General features: G+C 38.4%; 15 protein-coding genes. 4 read left to right on the top strand and 11 right to left on the bottom strand.

Going from position 1 to position 17,895, the window contains the following annotated elements; translation table 11 throughout:
* Window position 1: 1 nt before the first annotated feature.
* From BN6556_RS14535 to BN6556_RS14520, 4 genes are all read right to left on the bottom strand, one after another.
* Window positions 2–1,288, bottom strand: coding sequence for a dihydrolipoamide acetyltransferase family protein (locus BN6556_RS14535; protein WP_066192779.1), 1,287 nt, complete (start codon window positions 1,286–1,288; stop codon window positions 2–4).
* Window positions 1,289–1,319: 31 nt separating this feature from the next.
* Window positions 1,320–2,297 (bottom strand): alpha-ketoacid dehydrogenase subunit beta, encoded by a 978-nt coding sequence (locus tag BN6556_RS14530; RefSeq protein ID WP_066192777.1) that lies wholly within the window; start codon window positions 2,295–2,297, stop codon window positions 1,320–1,322.
* Window positions 2,298–2,300: 3 nt separating this feature from the next.
* Complete coding sequence (gene pdhA / locus BN6556_RS14525; protein ID WP_066192775.1) at window positions 2,301–3,383, bottom strand: pyruvate dehydrogenase (acetyl-transferring) E1 component subunit alpha; 1,083 nt, start codon at window positions 3,381–3,383, stop codon at window positions 2,301–2,303.
* Between the two features lie 681 nt (window positions 3,384–4,064).
* Entirely contained in the window at window positions 4,065–4,709 is a 645-nt protein-coding gene (locus BN6556_RS14520) for a YkyA family protein (protein ID WP_066192773.1), read from the bottom strand.
* Between the two features lie 350 nt (window positions 4,710–5,059).
* Here BN6556_RS14520 and def point away from each other — a divergent pair, with 350 nt between their 5' ends.
* The gene (def, locus tag BN6556_RS14515; RefSeq protein WP_066192772.1) at window positions 5,060–5,611 is read left to right on the top strand and encodes a peptide deformylase; all 552 of its coding nucleotides are present in this window, start codon (window positions 5,060–5,062) and stop codon (window positions 5,609–5,611) included.
* A 191-nt stretch (window positions 5,612–5,802) separates the two neighbouring features.
* On the opposite strand, the gene BN6556_RS14510 is transcribed toward def, so the two are convergent.
* Window positions 5,803–6,588: a Cof-type HAD-IIB family hydrolase gene (locus tag BN6556_RS14510; RefSeq protein WP_392388595.1), complete on the bottom strand. Its 786-nt coding sequence runs from the start codon at window positions 6,586–6,588 to the stop codon at window positions 5,803–5,805.
* Between the two features lie 390 nt (window positions 6,589–6,978).
* On the opposite strand from BN6556_RS14510, the gene BN6556_RS22670 reads away from it, so the two are divergent.
* Genes BN6556_RS22670 through rnjA form a run of 3 tightly spaced genes read left to right on the top strand, consistent with a single transcriptional unit; the run spans window position 6,979 to window position 9,026 of the window.
* A complete protein-coding gene (locus tag BN6556_RS22670) occupies window positions 6,979–7,107 on the top strand; it encodes a hypothetical protein (protein WP_262361317.1) in 129 nt (42 codons plus the stop codon).
* 38 nt (window positions 7,108–7,145) lie between these two features.
* Entirely contained in the window at window positions 7,146–7,355 is a 210-nt protein-coding gene (locus BN6556_RS14500) for a DNA-dependent RNA polymerase subunit epsilon (protein WP_066192767.1), read from the top strand.
* Between the two features lie 3 nt (window positions 7,356–7,358).
* Window positions 7,359–9,026: a ribonuclease J1 gene (rnjA, locus tag BN6556_RS14495; RefSeq protein WP_066192765.1), complete on the top strand. Its 1,668-nt coding sequence runs from the start codon at window positions 7,359–7,361 to the stop codon at window positions 9,024–9,026.
* A gap of 50 nt (window positions 9,027–9,076) precedes the next feature.
* Here the strand turns inward: rnjA and BN6556_RS14490 are convergent, their stop codons facing one another.
* The 6 genes from BN6556_RS14490 to cbpB form a co-directional block, all read right to left on the bottom strand.
* A complete protein-coding gene (locus BN6556_RS14490; protein ID WP_066192763.1) occupies window positions 9,077–9,751 on the bottom strand; it encodes a potassium channel family protein in 675 nt (224 codons plus the stop codon).
* Between the two features lie 572 nt (window positions 9,752–10,323).
* The gene (locus tag BN6556_RS14485; RefSeq protein WP_066192761.1) at window positions 10,324–12,165 is read right to left on the bottom strand and encodes an ABC transporter ATP-binding protein; all 1,842 of its coding nucleotides are present in this window, start codon (window positions 12,163–12,165) and stop codon (window positions 10,324–10,326) included.
* 21 nt (window positions 12,166–12,186) lie between these two features.
* Entirely contained in the window at window positions 12,187–13,938 is a 1,752-nt protein-coding gene (locus BN6556_RS14480) for an ABC transporter ATP-binding protein (protein WP_066192760.1), read from the bottom strand.
* Between the two features lie 787 nt (window positions 13,939–14,725).
* On the bottom strand, window positions 14,726–15,844 hold the full coding sequence (locus BN6556_RS14475; RefSeq protein ID WP_066192757.1) for an N-acetyldiaminopimelate deacetylase: 1,119 nt from the start codon (window positions 15,842–15,844) through the stop codon (window positions 14,726–14,728).
* A gap of 161 nt (window positions 15,845–16,005) precedes the next feature.
* On the bottom strand, window positions 16,006–16,725 hold the full coding sequence (gene dapD / locus BN6556_RS14470; RefSeq protein WP_066192755.1) for a 2,3,4,5-tetrahydropyridine-2,6-dicarboxylate N-acetyltransferase: 720 nt from the start codon (window positions 16,723–16,725) through the stop codon (window positions 16,006–16,008).
* Window positions 16,726–16,861: 136 nt separating this feature from the next.
* On the bottom strand, window positions 16,862–17,341 hold the full coding sequence (gene cbpB / locus BN6556_RS14465; RefSeq protein ID WP_066196424.1) for a cyclic-di-AMP-binding protein CbpB: 480 nt from the start codon (window positions 17,339–17,341) through the stop codon (window positions 16,862–16,864).
* Window positions 17,342–17,895 lie beyond the last annotated feature (554 nt).

Raw genomic sequence — 17,895 nt, 5'->3', positions numbered from 1 at the left:
TTTACCCCTCCATCATAATTAATTGTGGGTCTTCTAATAGGCGTTTCACTTGATTCATCGCATGTTGTGCGGTAGCGCCATCCACAATTCTGTGATCAAAGCTTAATGATAATGCTAGTACAGGTGCAACCACAATTTCGCCGTCACGAACGACTGGTTTCTCCGCAATACGACCAATACCTAAAATCGCAGCTTCTGGATAATTAATCACCGGAGTGAACCATTGTCCACCTGCAGATCCGATATTACTGATCGTACTAGAAGCACCTTTCATTTCGTTTGGAGCTAGTTTGCCATCCCGTGCTTTTACCGCTAATTCATTGATTTCTTGAGAAATTTCAAAAATTGATTTCTTATCCGCATTTTTCACAACAGGTACTAGCAAGCCTTTTTCCGTATCGGCTGCAATACCAATGTTATAGTAATGTTTTTGAATAATTTCATCCGTGTCGTCATCCACAGAAGCATTCAAGATTGGATACTCTTTCAACGCTGAAACTAACGATTTTACTACATAAGGAAGATAGGTTAATTTAATTTCCTTATCTGCAGCAATCGGTTTGAATTTTTTACGATGAGCGACAAGTTCTGTCACATCTACCTCATCATGCAAGGTAACATGTGGTGCTTTATGTTTAGAATTCACCATTGCATTCGCAATTGCTTTTCTAATACCACTCATTTTTTCTCGTGTTTCAGGGAACTCACCTTCAGGCGCTGCAGCCCCACTTGCATCCTGAGTCTGCGTTTGTTCTGGCTGTGCATCTGCCGAAGAAGCTTCCGTTGCCTGATCTCCGCTTAAGAAAGAATCAATATCTTCTTTCATAATGCGTCCATTTTTACCACTGCCTGTAACTTCGCTAATGTTGACGTCATTATCACGTGCATATTTACGAACAGAAGGCATTGCGATCACACGCTCATTGGAAGACTTAGCTGGTTTTTCTTCTTTCTTATCGGAAGAAGTATCCTTTTCTTGCTCTTGCGTTTCCTGCTTGTCTTCTTCTTGTTCGTCTTCAGCAGATTCTGAAGAGCCTTCCCCTTCATAACCTTCTGCATCAATAGACACAATGACTTCTCCCACTGTGGCAACTGATCCTTCATCAAAATGAACATCTTTTACCGTTCCGTCAACAGGGGAAGGAATCTCGACCACAGCTTTATCATTCTGCACTTCGCAAAGCACATCATCTTCTTTGATTTCTTCACCAGCTTTTACAAACCATTTTACTATTTCGCCTTCATGGATACCCTCGCCAATATCGGGCAATTTAAATTCAAAAGCCATCCATATGACCTCCTACCTTAGATTTTATCTTTTAGAAATGAACTACTTGATTTACTTTTTCGATAATGTCGTTGTAGTTTGGCAGCCAAACTTCTTCTGCTTGAGTAAATGCGTATACCGTATCTGGCGCCGCTACAGTCAAGATTGGTGCTTCTAAGTGTAAGATGGCTCTTTCTTGTACATTTGATACAATATAAGATGCCATACCTGCTTGACGCTGTGCCTCTTGAACCATCACCATCCGATTTGTCTTTTCAACAGATTGTACAATGGTGTCAAAGTCAACCGGCATAACCGTACGCAAGTCGATTACTTCTGCGTCCACGCCATCTTTTTCAAGTTCTTCCGCTGCTTTCAAAGCAGATTGTACCATGGCACCGTAAGCGACTAAGGTTACATCATTTCCTTCTCGTACGACATTTGCCTTTCCAAGCTCGATCGTATACTCTTCGTCTGGCACCTCTTCACGGAAGGAACGGTATAATTTCATATGTTCGAGAAATACCACTGGATCATTATCTCTAATCGATTGAATCAATAATCCCTTGGCATCGTATGGACCAGATGGAATAACCACTTTCATTCCTGGCTGTTGTGCAATTAAACCTTCTAAAGAGTCGGCATGTAATTCTGGCGTGTGTACACCACCACCAAATGGTGAACGAATCGTTATCGGATTATTACGAGTGTTACCCGAACGATAACGTAGGCGAGCCATTTGACCGTTGATCGCATCCATCGCCTCAAAAACAAAACCAAAGAATTGAATTTCAGGAACAGGACGATAGCCTTGTGTTGCTAAACCGATGGAAAGCCCTGCAATACCAGATTCAGCTAGCGGTGTATCAAACACACGCTCTTCCCCAAATTCATCTTGTAGACCTTCTGTGGCGCGGAACACACCGCCATTTTGGCCAACGTCTTCCCCGAATACTAAGACATTTTCATCATTTTTCAATTCTACACGCATTGCTTCAGTGATTGCTTGGATCATTGTCATTTGAGCCATGATTTACTTCGACTCCTTTTCTTTATATTCTTCCATTTGTTCTTGAAGGTGTGCTGGAAGTTCCTCATACATATTACTAATCAAATCTGTCACTTTTTGTTTTGGCTGTTCATCCGTTTTCTTAATAGCTTCTTTGATTTCTTTTTTTGCTTTTTCGATTACTTCATTTTCTTCTTCTTCTGACCAAAGACCTTTGTCTTCTAAGTATTTACGGAAACGAACGATTGGATCTTTCTTTTCCCATTCACTATCCATATCTTCTGTGCGGTAACGAGTTGGATCATCACCAGCCATTGTATGAGGGCCATAACGATAAGTTAATGTTTCAATTAAAGTAGGACCTTCACCATTTACGGCACGCTCTCTCGCTTCCTTCGTTGCAGCATATACGGCAAGTACATCCATACCATCTACTTGAATACCTTCAATACCTGCTGCTACTGCCTTTTGAGCTAGTGTTCGAGCAGCAGTTTGTTTTTCAACTGGTACGGAGATAGCAAAATGGTTATTTTGCACCACAAAAATAGCAGGAGCACCATATGCACCAGCAAAGTTAATTCCTTCATAGAAATCACCTTGAGATGTACCTCCATCACCTGTATATGTGATGGCTACTGATTTACTTCCACGTTTTTTCATACCAAGTGCCACACCAGCAGCTTGTACATACTGGGCACCAATTATAATTTGAGGACTGAATGCATTAACATCTTCTGGCATTTGATTCCCATGATAATGCCCACGAGAGAATAAAAATGCTTGATATAAAGGAAGACCATGCCAAATTAATTGTGGAACGTCACGATAACCTGGTAAGATAAAATCTTCTTTTTCTAAAGCAAATTGTGTCCCTAATTGTGACGCCTCTTGCCCAGCAGTTGGTGCATAAAAGCCCAAGCGCCCTTGACGATTTAATGCGATGGAACGCTGATCAAGGATTCTCGTATACACCATTCGATACATTATTTCTTTTAACTCTTCATCTGAAAGTTCAGGCATTGCCTCTTCATTTACGACCTTACCCTCTTCATCCAAGATTTGAAACGTTTGATACTGTTCTTCGATATTTTCTAAAGCACGTTTCACAAGAATTCACCTCTTCCTTCCTTATAACAAAAATTTAATGAATCAAATTTAGCTTCCCCAAAAAATTAGAAAATCTGTACCAAAAGTTTTTATTACTGTTATACCTTTATCACAAAAAATTAAACATTCTATGTAAGCTAGAAGCTGTTACATAAAAATATAATAAAATTATTGGTACAATTATTACTCTTATATAGTTTAGCTTATCAATGTACATTGGTCAAACACTTTGCAATAAATTTTTTTAACATTATTATTGCGAAAGCGAAGTTCCAATAATGATTAAAAGCGTTTTCTTAAAATCTGTTTCATTATATTTTTTGCACTGTACTATTTTGAATAACAACAGAAAAAACTGGCAAACTCCACCTGTTCCTTTAGTACTATATACGTTGAACGTATAAATGTAACAAAAACGTGTGACAAGCAAGTCTTTGCTTGCATCGTTTCCTGCTAGTACCTCATTTGATCCATTCGCGTAAATGGATCAAGAGCACCTATCCGATCCATGAGGCATGATTTCATTCCACTTATATCATCAAAAGAACATGCTGACTACCGATAAGGCGATTCGTTCCAGTTCAACATCATTTCAAGTCCTATTATACCAAGGGTTATTTACTTTATTTGCTTATAAAAGAAGGCATAAGTGTTTGGTCGAAACACCCATGCCTTTCCTGTCTATTCAAAGCTAATATTTAAATCTGTTGCTTCATAAAAAGTTTGTTTTTGGTCATTGTAAGCATCCGTTAGCTCATTGAATTGTTCATTCAAGCTAATGATCTCATCATACGATTGATTCACTTGATCAATTTGTTCTTTTAATTCATCTTCTGTTAACTCTTCTTCCATCATCATTTCATATAATGCGGTATCTTGATCTAAAGCAGCAGCGTAAGCCTCATTTAATTGCTCGTATGTATTATATCTTTCATCCATCGTTTGTATCATCTCTTCCGCAGGCTCTTTAGGACCTTCTTCTAATTCACCTACTTCATCTTTTACATTAGAAAATTCTTCTTTCGCTTCATCCATACTATCTTTTTCTGTACTCAACAGATCTCTTCTCTCGTCAATAGTCGATAATGCTTCTTCTGACAAAGACTGAATCTGATCCATTTCTTCTGAAGACAATTCTATAATTTGGTTATATAGCTCTTGTTCTTCATTTTCTAACTGTGTAAAAGTATCTTGCTGTTCTGCAAAGGGCTGCTCTAATTCAACGGTTTTCTCTAAGTGGTCATACATATTATTAGCGACCGATTGACCACTGCACCCCACCAAAAATAGCATCAATAATATACCGCCATAAACCACGTTCTTCATAAGTCTCCATATCCTCCTATAGTAATAACATATGCCATTTCCTCATTTAACCTTTTTAATTATAACACAGCACCCTCTATCTGTTAAAGCATTAGCTGAATTTACCGAGAAATTCTATATTTTTGAAAGTTTTTTCGTTATAATATATGATGGTGATACAGTGAAACTTACCTTCAGCAAGGGTCTTCTCACCCCCTTATTGGATAGCATAACCTATTAGTTATTCCCCGCTTAAACTTTATTAGATGGGTGCTTGTGGGTACTAGAAGCAAAATAAATTGGCATGACCCTGCAAATTTATTTCCCAACTGGATGGTTAGAATTGCGATAAATGAGAGGTGAATAGCAAAATGATTACGATGAAAGATATCCTACGAGAGGGCGATCCCATATTAAACCAGGTAGCTGAGGCTGTGGAATTGCCGCCAACTGAAGAAGAAAAAAATACCTTAGCTGAGATGCTGCAATTTCTGAAGAACAGTCAAGACGAGGAGCTTGCCAATGCCTATCAATTACGTGCTGGTGTTGGTCTGGCCGCTCCGCAAATTGGTATTTCCAAACGAATGATTGCGGTGCACTTTCAAGATTTTGAGGAAACACAATATAGCTATGGATTGTTCAATCCCAAAATTGTGAGCCATTCTGTGGCGTTATCTTATTTAGCAGGTGGTGAAGGCTGTCTATCTGTGGACCGCGAAGTACCCGGATACGTGCCACGGTATCAACGCATTACGGTAAAAGCAACAGATTTGAATGGTGAGGAATTGAAATTAAAACTGAAAGGTTATGCTGCCATTGTTTTTCAGCATGAGATTGATCATTTAAATGGTGTCATGTTCTATGATCGAATAAATAGTGAGGCTCCCTTTACTGTACCTGAGAACTCCAAAGCCATCGAATAGATACAAAGAAGCTGATCAGCCATGCTGACCAGCTTCTTTGTTCTAAGACAAGAAATTATAAAATTCTTGGCAGCCTTGGATTTGCAATAATTTTGACCTTGTACAATATAGAAAGGCCAATCCGTTAGATGATGTAACACATCCGATTTTTGCATGAACCAATCGGGGTTTTTTACGGTTTTCTTATTTTCTTAATCAATTAATCCCAATTGCCGCATTGCTCTGCTAAGGCCATTATTCTCGACATTTTCTGTAATAAGATCAGCAACTTTCTTCACTTCTGGCATGGCATTTCCCATGGCGACCCCTGTATGAACGCTTTCTATCATCTCAATATCATTCAAACCATCACCGAAGGCATATGTATTTTCCCATTTTATACCTAGTATCTTCACGAATTCTTTGATCCCATGGGCCTTAGAACCATTGCCTGGTAATACATCACAGGAAAACTCGTGCCATCTTACAAAGCGAAGTTGATCAAATTTATCTTCATATGCACCTTGCTCCGATTTTTCATTAAATAGCAGCACTTGAAAAATATCATGTTTATTATAATAATCTTCATCGATTAGCGGGTGTTTTAATTTTAAACTATTCATACCTTTTTCTATAAAAGAACTTTCACTAACGTTGGATCGCATATCATGGTCACTCTGATAAACCAATGGATGATCGTTTTCCATGCTAAATGTCGTCAATGCTTGTACAACCGAAGAATCAATCGGATTACGATAAATAATCTCGTTATTATGTACAACATGTTGTCCGTTAAAGGTAATATGTGATGAAATTTGTAATTCTTTTAAGATATCTTGAATCATAAATGGTGCCCTTCCCGTTGCGATGGAGACAATAACACCATTATTATGCAGCTGTTCAACAGCCTTGCGTGTTGCTTGGGGAATTTGTTTGCGATGATCCAGAATCGTGTCATCAATGTCAAGAAATACTATTTTTTGTTCCAACTGCCTCATCCTCTATTCAATTTATATTTCTTCGTCATTATACCATGAATCATAGGAATAAGTATATTTATCAAAGCCAACACTATAAACACACAAAAAAAATCAAGATGAAACGGGAGCACAGATAAGCCAGCAAAATCACCTATTACAACGACCACCTCTTTTCCTGGTTCTATCGCCAAGCACTTGGTCAATTTTTGATCATACCAATAGGCATTTCGTTCATTTCTTTGCCCCATTTCTCTACCTAAATAAATAATTAATTGAAGAATTTTTGCTTTTTTGTTTCAAATTTATTGGATTCATACTATACTATAAGTAATAGGGATTGGATCGGTTCGTTGAATACTTGCATTTCTTTCTATTTACATACCATTATAGAAAGGAGTTGGCAGTACAATGTTAAAACGTTTAAAAGAGAAATTAAAACGTCGCATGCGTGAAGCGTTACGGAGAAAACGTGTACCAACTACAATAAATCGTTCTAGTGAATACTACAACCAATCGGAACATCGTAAAATCGGATAACAAATACGGAATAAATATTAATCAAAAGGAGAGATAACATGATTTTCAAAGTACTATATCAAGAAAATGCGGCAGAAATTCCTGTACGAGAACATACCAAAAGTAAATATATCGAAGCAGAATCTGAACGCAAAGTACGTGAAATTTTAAAAGATCAACAAATTAACATTGAGTTCATCCAACGCTTAGAAGGGGCACATCTAGCTTATGAACAACAATCTCCTCACTTTCAAGTGGAGAATGCATAGCAGATGAAGTTTGTAAAGAATGATCAAACAGCTATTTTTGCGCTAGGTGGCTTAGGAGAAATCGGCAAAAACACGTATGGTGTTCAATTTCAAGATGAAATTATCTTGATTGATGCCGGTATTAAATTCCCTGAGGATGAATTATTAGGGATTGATTATGTCATTCCTGATTACACCTATTTAGTGCAAAATCAAGATAAGATTAAAGGGTTATTTATCACCCACGGTCATGAAGACCATATTGGTGGTGTCCCTTATCTACTGCGTGAAATTAATGTGCCTATTTATGCTGGTAAATTAGCAATTGGACTTATTCGAAATAAATTGGATGAGCATGGATTGTTAAGAAATGCCAAACTTTATCCTTTTCAAGAAGAGGATGTGATTAAATTTAGAAAGACCTCTGTGTCCTTTTTCCGAACGACACATAGTATTCCCGATTCTTACGGTATTGTAGTAAAAACACCTCCAGGTAATATCGTCCATACAGGTGACTTCAAGTTTGACTTCACCCCTGTTGGAGAACCTGCTAATCTGGCCAAAATGGCAGAGATTGGAAAGGAAGGTGTACTCTGTCTGTTATCAGATAGTACAAACAGTGAAGTCCCTGGCTTTACTTTATCCGAACGCGTAGTTGGCGACAGTATTAATGATATTTTCTCTAGAGTGGATGGCAGACTTATATTTGCGACGTTTGCGTCTAATATCCATCGTTTGCAGCAAGTGGTCGAAGCTGCGGTGAAAAATAATCGGAAAGTAGCCGTATTCGGCCGAAGTATGGAAAGTTCCATTAAAATTGGTCAAGAATTAGGTTATATTCGCGCACCTAAGAATACCTTTATTGACGCGCATCAAATCAATCAGATCCCTGCTGATGAAATAACGATCCTTTGTACCGGTTCGCAAGGAGAACCGATGGCAGCCTTATCAAGAATTGCCAATGGAACACACCGTCAGATTCAGATTATTCCTGGCGACACTGTTGTATTTTCCTCTTCGCCAATCCCTGGAAATACATTAAGTGTCAGTCGCATTATAAACCAGTTATATCGAGCAGGTGCCGAAGTTATTCATGGACCACTTAACGATATCCATACTTCTGGACACGGTGGGCAACAAGAACAAAAATTAATGTTACGCTTGATTCAACCTAAATTCTTTATGCCGATTCATGGGGAATACCGCATGTTGAAGGAACATACCAAACTTGCGGACAGCTGTGGCATCTCCCCTAAGGATTGTTTTATTATGGACAATGGAGAAGTATTGGCTTTAAGCAAGGATAGTGGTCAAATAGCTGGAAAAATCCCTTCAGGTGCCATTTACGTGGACGGAAGTGGCATTGGTGATATTGGTAATATTGTATTGCGTGATCGCCGCATCCTATCTGAAGAAGGATTAGTTATTGTTGTTGTAAGTATTAATATGAAAGAATTTAAAATTGCTTCTGGTCCAGACATTATTTCTCGTGGTTTTGTATACATGAGAGAGTCCGAGGACCTTATTAATGAGGCACAAAAACTTGTCTCTAAGCATTTAAATAAAGTAATGGAGCGTCGTACAACCCAATGGTCTGAAATAAAGAATGAAATCACGGACACGATTGCACCATTCTTACACGATAAAACGAAACGTCGACCAATGATTTTACCTATTATTATGGAAGTGTAAAGACAGAAAAGCAGGCTGATAAATAAAAACAGCCTGCTTTTCTTGTTCCACTATTCATTCTCCACTACTAATTCTTGCTCAAATCGGGATATATCTTTATCTGCTCCAATAATGATCAGCACATCATTCTCGTCCAAATGTTGATCAGCGGTTGGTGATACATTTATTTTCTTCTGCGTTCCCTCTTTAATGGCAACGACGTTACACCCAAACTGAGCCCTGATATCTAGATCTAACAGAGAACGGCCATGCATTTTTTCTCCGACTTTAACTTCCACGATACTATGATCATCGGATAATTCAAGATGGTCTAAAATATTGGTTGAAATAATATTATGGGCAATCCTTCTGCCCATGTCACGCTCTGGGTGAACAACAAAATCTGCGCCAATTTTATTTAACACTTTTTCATGGTAATCGTTCTGGGCCTTGACCGTAATTTTCTTAATACCCAATTCCTTAAGCATTAATGTCGTAAGTATACTCGATTGTATATCATCTCCGATTGCTACAATGACATGATCAATATTTCTGACCCCTAGTTCCTTTAAGACTTCTTCATCCGTAGTATCAGCTATTACAGCATAGGCAGCAATATTTTTAAATTCCTTTACCTTATCCTCTTGTTTGTCAATAGCTAACACATCCATGCCTTCTGCACTAAGTTCTCGGCAAATACTGCCGCCAAATCGTCCTAAGCCAATTACGGCAAATTCTCGTTTCATACAAATTCCTCCACAATCATTATCATTGATATTCTATCACAAATCAGACAGAAAACGTACATAGTTTCTGTTAATATGGTTTATAAAAAGTCCTTTACTTCCGACAACTGGGTTAGATGTGTAAAACCAAGCGCAGATCCGGTCGGTATATTAACGCTAAAATAGGTGAGGGATGAAACTGCAATTTATATAGTTACCAAGATAAGAAAAACGTGTGACAAGCAAGTCTTTGCTCACATGATTTCCTGATCAAGAGCACCTATCCGATCCATGAGAAATGATTTTATTCCACTTATATCATCAAAAGAAAATACTGACTACCAATAAGACGGGTGATGTTAAGTAGTGTCCTTTACGGAGTGTTGAGTTTCATCGTTTTATCTGCTAGCACTGGCAAACAATCAGCTTTACGACATGGAATAGATGGCCCTGCTACTTTACATCAGCCAACGTATCGATATCGCGATTCGTTCTAGGTCAACATCATTTCAAATCCTAATCCAAGAACTAATATACTTTCCAAGATAAAAAGAAAGAAGCTAGCTTCGTGTACTAGCTTCTTTCGCTGTCTTTTATAGTGCATCGAGCATCTCGAATTGAGATCGTACTAAACCATAATACTCGCCCTTGTATTTCATGAGCTCATCATGACTGCCTTGCTCTAAGATTTTTCCATGTTCCAACACAATAATATTATCTGCCTCCCGAATCGTTGAAAGACGATGGGCAATCATTATTGCTGTCCGCCCCTCTAATAATCGGCGCAGCGCCTTCTGGATTTTGACCTCTGTTTCTGTATCGATGCTGGCAGTAGCCTCATCCAGAATCAAAATCTTAGGATCTGCCAATAAGGCCCGGGCAAAAGAAAGCAACTGTCTTTCTCCAGCAGAAAGAATATTCCCTCTCTCCTCTACCTCGGTTTCATAGCCATTTGCCAAGCGCTGAATAAATTCATCCGCTCCTACTACCTTGGCTGCATCTCTTACCTCTTCATCACTTGCTTCTGGTCTTCCGAACCGAATATTCTCTTTAATTGTTCCCGAGAAAATAAACGTATCCTGTAAAACGACAGAAATATTTGTTCTTAAACTATCTAATCGCATATCTCGAAGGTCATAGCCATCAATAAGCACTCTACCATTGGTAGGATCATAAAAACGACTAATTAAGTTGGCAATTGTCGATTTACCTGAACCGGTATGACCAACTAATGCAACAGTCTGACCTTGTTTCATTTCCAAAGAGATCTCATGCAATGCTATACGATCTTCATTATAAGAAAATTCCACCTTGTCAAAAACAATATTCCCTTTCATATCCTTAAATGGCATAGCATTCTCTTTCTCTTCCACATTTGGCTGTTCATCTAAAAACTCAAAAATACGTTCCGAGGATGCCATAGCAACTAATAATTGATTGTAGATTTGCCCCAATCTGGAGATCGGCTCCCAAAACATACCTAGGTAAAAGGCAAATGAGACAAAAACACCAATTCCGATATTTCCAGAAATTATGAGATGAGCACCATAAGAAATTAAGATGACGGTACCAACCGCATTACTCATTTCCACAAAAGGACCAAAATAGGCACTCTTTTTCATAGCAACTCGTTCTTTTTCAAAGTTATCTGAATTAACACCATTAAAAAATTCTGTGTTTTCCTTTTCTTGAGAGAAGGATTGCGTAATACGAATACCTTGCATACTTTCATTCAAGTGTGAATTTAGTCGTGACTTCTGGATACGAACATCTTGCCATGATCGACGAATCTTTCGTCGCAGCTTCGTCGAGATGAAAAACATAATTGGCAAAATAATCAGAACAGCCAAAGCCAGCGGCGGGCTTAGCACGAATAAAATCACAATAATTCCTGTCAACATCACGACATCCATTAGTAAATTAATGATCCCATTTGTGAATAATTCCTGTAATGAATTAACGTCATTCAAAATCCTAACCAAAATGGAACCAGCAGAGCGTTTATCAAAGAAATTATGAGATAAACGCTGAACATGTGTGAACAAGCTCTCCCGCAAATCATATATCACGCGTTGACCTAATATATTCACCCATTTAATACGATATCGATTGGCCAAATAACTTATTAAATATAATACAGCCACAAAGATAATCAAATAAGTTAGTAAAGAAACGTTTTGCTCTGTAATTGCCTTATCGATTACCCAAGTACCGATTACTACTGGTACCACTAACCTGACAATCGTAGAAACCAGCATCGCAACAATTGCTGCGGGCAATAATCCTTTGGCATATGGTTTCAAATAGGTTAATAATCGCAACATTTGTTTCCAGTTAAACGGCTTTTCCACGGCTTGATCTAGTGGATAATAAAACCTATTCAGGTGGGGGCTCGGTTTATGGGTGCCCTGTTGGATATTTTTTGATTTAGCCATTTGATTCGGTGACCTCCTTTTTTATTTAACTATTTGCATGACGCTGTCACGGTCTTGATATTGTATATCGTAAATACGACGATAAGCTCCCTGTTGCTTAATTAACTGATCATGGGTGCCTCGCTCCACAATTTCCCCTGCGTCCAGAACCAAGATCTCATCTGCATGTTTCAATGACGAAATTCGGTGTGCGATAATAAACGTCGTTCTGCCATCCATTACCTCTTTTAACGCCTTCTGGATTTGAAATTCCGTTTCCATATCTACTGCCGATGTGGCATCATCCAGTACAAGAATGCTTGGGTCAATCAATATCGCACGAGCAATCGCGACACGTTGTTTTTGGCCACCAGAAAGTCCCATCCCTCGTTCACCAAGTAGTGTATCGTATCCTTTAGGCATTTCCATGATAAAATCGTGTGCCTGAGCTCGTTTAGCTGCAGCTATGATTTCTTCCATCGAAGCTTCTGGATTTCCATAAGCGATATTCTCTTTAATCGTAGTAGAGAACAAAAAGGATTCCTGCAATACAAAACCAATATGTTTTCGAAGCCATTTTAGCGAATAACTGCTAGTCGGTTTGTGGTCAACTAAAACTTGACCTTGATCAGGTTCATAAAATCTTGTAATTAATTGAGTAATACTGGTTTTCCCAGCCCCAGTCGGACCAATTAAACCGATCACCTTACCAGGGGGGGCATCGAATGAGATATTTCGTAATGCCGCATCATCTTCTGCTGTATATGTCAAATAAACATTCTTAAAGGTGATATGACCATTGATACGTTCTGGTACAATGGGATGATCCTCTTCTTCCACATCTTCTTTTGCCTCCAAAATCTCTAATAGACGCTCACCTGACGCCTTTGCTTGTGAAAACTGGTTAACAATAAAGCCCAAGTTCATTAAAGGTCCCAGAATATAAGTAACTAAACTAAAGAAAGCTACTAATTCCCCTAATTGCAAGGAATCATTAATGACCAAATAACCACCATAAATAAGTAAAGCTACCATCGAAATATTTCCGATGAACTCCATGAAAGGGAAATATCTTGCCCAAATATTGGAGGTGTGGATATTCACTTCTTTATAGTTCGTGTTATTCGTAGTAAAACGACCAATCTCAAAATCTTCTTTAGATAAAGACTTTACCGTATGCATGCCTGTCACATTCTCTTGAATACGTGTATTTAATCGTCCCAAAGATTTACGTATCTTTCGAAAGGCTGGATGTACGGTTTTATCGAACCGGTAAACAACGACAGCTAAGAAAGGCATAGCAGCCATTGTCACTAATGCAAGCGGAACAGAGTAGAAAAACATAACACCTAAACTAATAACAATCAATAAACATACCCGTATTAATTCACGAAAGCCTGCCGCTAAGAAAAAGCGAAATCCTTCTACATCCATCGTTAATCGTGACATAAGATCACCAGTCCGGGCGTTGTCATAATAAGTAAAGGATAGTCTTTGCAACTTCTTATACAAGGCGTCTCTTAAGGTATAGACCGCTTTTATCCCGAACAAATCTCCCATATATTGTTGTAGAAAATTAGCAACTCCCTTAACTAACATAATAAGAATAAATCCAATCGATAGAATAGGAATCAACTGATATTGCTCTGCTAAGACGACATCATCAATCGTGATTTGCAGAACAATGGGGTAAATAACAGTGATACCGGTTACAACCATAACAAATAATACAGATAACAAAAAATACTTTTTAAAAGGCCAATAAAATCCTTTTAATTTCCTGAATATCTCCATGTTGTTCTCCCTCCATTTTTATACGTATTTACTAATATAACGGTTTCCGAAATAAAATGCTAGCCTTTCGCTTCATTTTATTAAATTTTTTTATTGGATATTAAATCCATTTGAAGTTTCCCTGATATAAGCGTATTCAAGACCTTTATTCCAAAAACGTTCAGCTGATTTCATGATAAGAAAAACCGGGCAAACTCCGCCCAGTCCTTTATTACTATATAAGTTGAACGTATAAATGTCACAAAAACGTGTGACAAGCACGTCTTTGCTCGCATGATTTCCTGATAATACTTAGTTTGACCCATTCGTGTGCATGACCATCACACCGCGTAAATGGATCAAGAGTGCCTATCCGATCCATGAGACATGATCTCATTCCACTTATATCATCAAAAGAAAAGGCTGACTACTGATAAGGGGCTGATGTTAGTAGAGCCCTTTACGAAGTGGTGAGTGTTAGCGTTTTATCTGCTAGTACTGGTAAACAATCAACTTGACGACATGGAATAAATGGGCCTGCTACTTTAACATCATCCAACTTATCGATATTGTAATTCGTTCCAGTTCAACATCATTTCGAGTCCTATTATACCAAAAAGTATATACTTTTTTATCATATAAAAAAGCTTAGTCCATTATCGAAAGACTAAGCTTTTCTTCGTTTGCATACTAGCCAACTTCCCTTTATAAAGAAGGAGTCTCTTTCTTTTCTTCATTACTCTTCATTCCAACGAAAAAAAAGGCTGAGATACTTAAGGTTATTAGCGATGAAAACCTCAACATTATTTTATTGTGATTGAATCATCGCCACTGCCGATCGAACACCGATATGTATCGCATCTTCATTTGGGTTTAATTTGCTATGATGTAAACCATATGGAGAGTCAACTCCTAGCCAAAACATAAATCCCGGCACCTCTTTTAAGAAATAACCAAAGTCCTCCCCCGTCATCGCAGGACCAGCCTCCACAAAGGTTATTCTTTCTTCTTTCTCCACAGCTTGCTGAAATTGAGCTACCAACTCTTCCGTATTATGAACCTGATAATACATCGAGCCATAATCCAGCTTAATCTCGCAGTCATTGGCTATTTCAAATCCGGTAATCATATGCTCCAATGCTGCTTTAATCAATGTCATAGTTTTTGGCTCAAGTGTTCGGATCGTTCCTTCCAGGCGAGCCGTCTCAGCAATGATATTCTGCACAGTACCAGCTGTCATTTTCCCTATCGTAATCACACCATTATCAAGTGGATCCAGGCTTCTAGAAATAATTTGCTGTAGCTGGGTTACAAAATAACTAGCCGTTACGATCATATCCCTTGTCAAGTGCGGATAGGCAGCATGACCACCTCGTCCTTTGAAATCAATAAATAGTTCACTTGTATTGGCGAATAAGGTGCCAGCCCTGCTGGATACCGTGCCTACCGGTAATTCCGGTGCTATATGTAGAGCAAAGATCATATCCGGCTTCCACTGTTTAAATTGCTCTGTCTCCATCATAGGGACCGCTCCACCAGGCCCTTCCTCTGCTGGCTGAAATAAAAATAATACATCGTCTTTGACAGGATGAGCTGATATCTCATCCAAGACACCTAATGCAATCGTCATATGCAAGTCATGACCACATGCGTGCATATGTTGACTATGCTTCGATTGAAAAGGTAAATCCGTTTCTTCCTTTATCGGCAATCCATCTATATCCGTTCGATAACCAATTGTTTTTGATGGATTGGTTCCTTTCACTAAAACAAATAAGCCTGTTTTCCATTTGATCATTTCAATGTTGGGACGGTTCATCCTTTGAATGATTTCCATTAAAAAAGTCTGTGTCTTCACTTCTTGAAAACCTAATTCAGGTATTTGATGTAATGATCGACGGATGTCTCTCATCTGGTCTTGGTTCATGTTCCGACCACCTCCTTCGTCATTTTCATTAGTCTTTTCGATGACCACCTAATATAACCTCTTCCATCTTGTTACTATGTTACGTAGATAGCTACCTTCCAAAAATCATGCATTCTTTTTCAAAGAAAGACAGGATATGATATCCTGCCTGTTAGATCATCTTAATCATTTAATTTACGAAGTGCTTCCATAATTTCTGTTTTTGATCTTGTTTGATCATCAATTTCTTTGATTACTTTGGCGGGTGTACCTGCTACAACGGTGTTTGCTGGGACATCTTTTGTAACAACAGCCCCTGCTGCAACCACTGCTCCTGCGCCGACTTTCACACCTTCTAATACCACTGCATTAGCGCCAATTACTACTCCATCTTCAATAATAACAGGTTGCGCTGAAGGGGGTTCGATCACACCAGCAAGTACTGCACCTGCACCAACGTGACAATTTTCCCCTACTGTAGCACGTCCACCCAGACTTGCGTTCATATCAATCATCGTTCCTGCACCAATCACAGAACCAATATTCACCATCGCGCCAAACATGACAACTGCTCCATCACCGATTTCTACTTGATCACGGATGATAGCGCCAGGCTCAATTCTAGCGTTAATACCTTTTGTATCCAATAAAGGAATAGCGGAATTGCGTCGGTCACTTTCCACCACATAGTCATCAATCTGGTTTTTGTGGGCATCCAGAAGTGCTTCTACCTCTTTCCACTCTCCAAAGATAACACCTGTCGTTTCATTAAAAAAAGTTTGCACAGAACCAGTGGCTTTTATCTGATTTATATCGCTCCCTTTTATATAGACCTTTACCGGTGTTGATTTTTCACTGTTTGATATAAAAGAAATAATTTCATGGGCATCCATTTGTTTCATCGTAATCCTCCAATGTATTTTGTATTGTTCTATCTATGATTGCTTATTAAGACAAAGCATAAGATCTCAACTTTTTTTCACTGTGCTAAATATAACAAATTATTGTTTATTTCACTATCAAAACGTATCATTTTGTTCATTTAAATGATGTATGTTCCATTTGGACTCTCTTATGTGATTCGGTATTATAAATCGATTTATTTACCTCTTTTAATATCGCCCTTCTTGTTAGGATGCCAAGAAAGTAATTGTTTTCATCTACCACACAAGCAAAGGCATGATCAATGACCACTTTTAAACCAGTCAGAAAACTGCTATCCATCTGTAAAGCAGGTTGTCCAGATTTCATAACATCCTCTACTTTGATGTCTGCCATCTTCTCCATTTCAAAACGTTCTAATCCAGTAACGCTTTTTAAAATGGGGGTTTTTCCAATAATTCCTTTCAAGCGATAATCAGCATCTAATACTGGAACAGAAGAGTAACCAGATTGAACTAACAATAAGAGGGCATGTTCAATTGGATTTCCTTGCTGAACGTGTGCAACCTGCTCAGCGGGGATCATTAATTCTCCAACCGTCAAATCGACTAATCTTTCACCTAATATGTCAGACATGTCTTCCACTTCCTTTTCTTTGTATGAAGGGTCCATTTTGACATCACCTCACATAGTTTAACATAAAATAGTCGATTCAAAAAGCTTCATGAGGGCACCTGAGAAGAAAAATGAACAAACCCCCGTCTCAGCCCTTAAAAGTAGCTATTGAACTGCCGATTCGTCAAAGTCAAAATTGTACCAAAGCTAATTCTACAAAAAATATACTTTCCTGCATTTTTAAAAAAATTTAGGTGTTTATCGCTAAGCCACAGCTGATAACTAGTCTCCAGTGAATGCTCGATACTTTTTTCATCACCTCAGATATGACGGACAACACCTTAAGAATTTGCACCATTTTAGTCATCATCAACGAATAAAGAGTATGCACCTTTCCTTTCATATCATGGTGTCGAGGTACTGGTGCTGATAAGAAAAAGCAATGAAATAATGATCTAATGGATTCCCTTTATTGTTCATAAGCTAATCTATCGTGCTATAATATAGGGAAACTTTATTCAATTCTAGCGCAAACTCTCTCGATAGAATGTTTGAACATCCCCGGGGCTTACAGT

It is taken from the genome of Gracilibacillus timonensis (assembly GCF_900086715.1).
GTDB lineage: Bacteria > Bacillota > Bacilli > Bacillales > Amphibacillaceae > Gracilibacillus > Gracilibacillus timonensis.
This window is presented reverse-complemented; position numbering and strand designations above follow the sequence as displayed.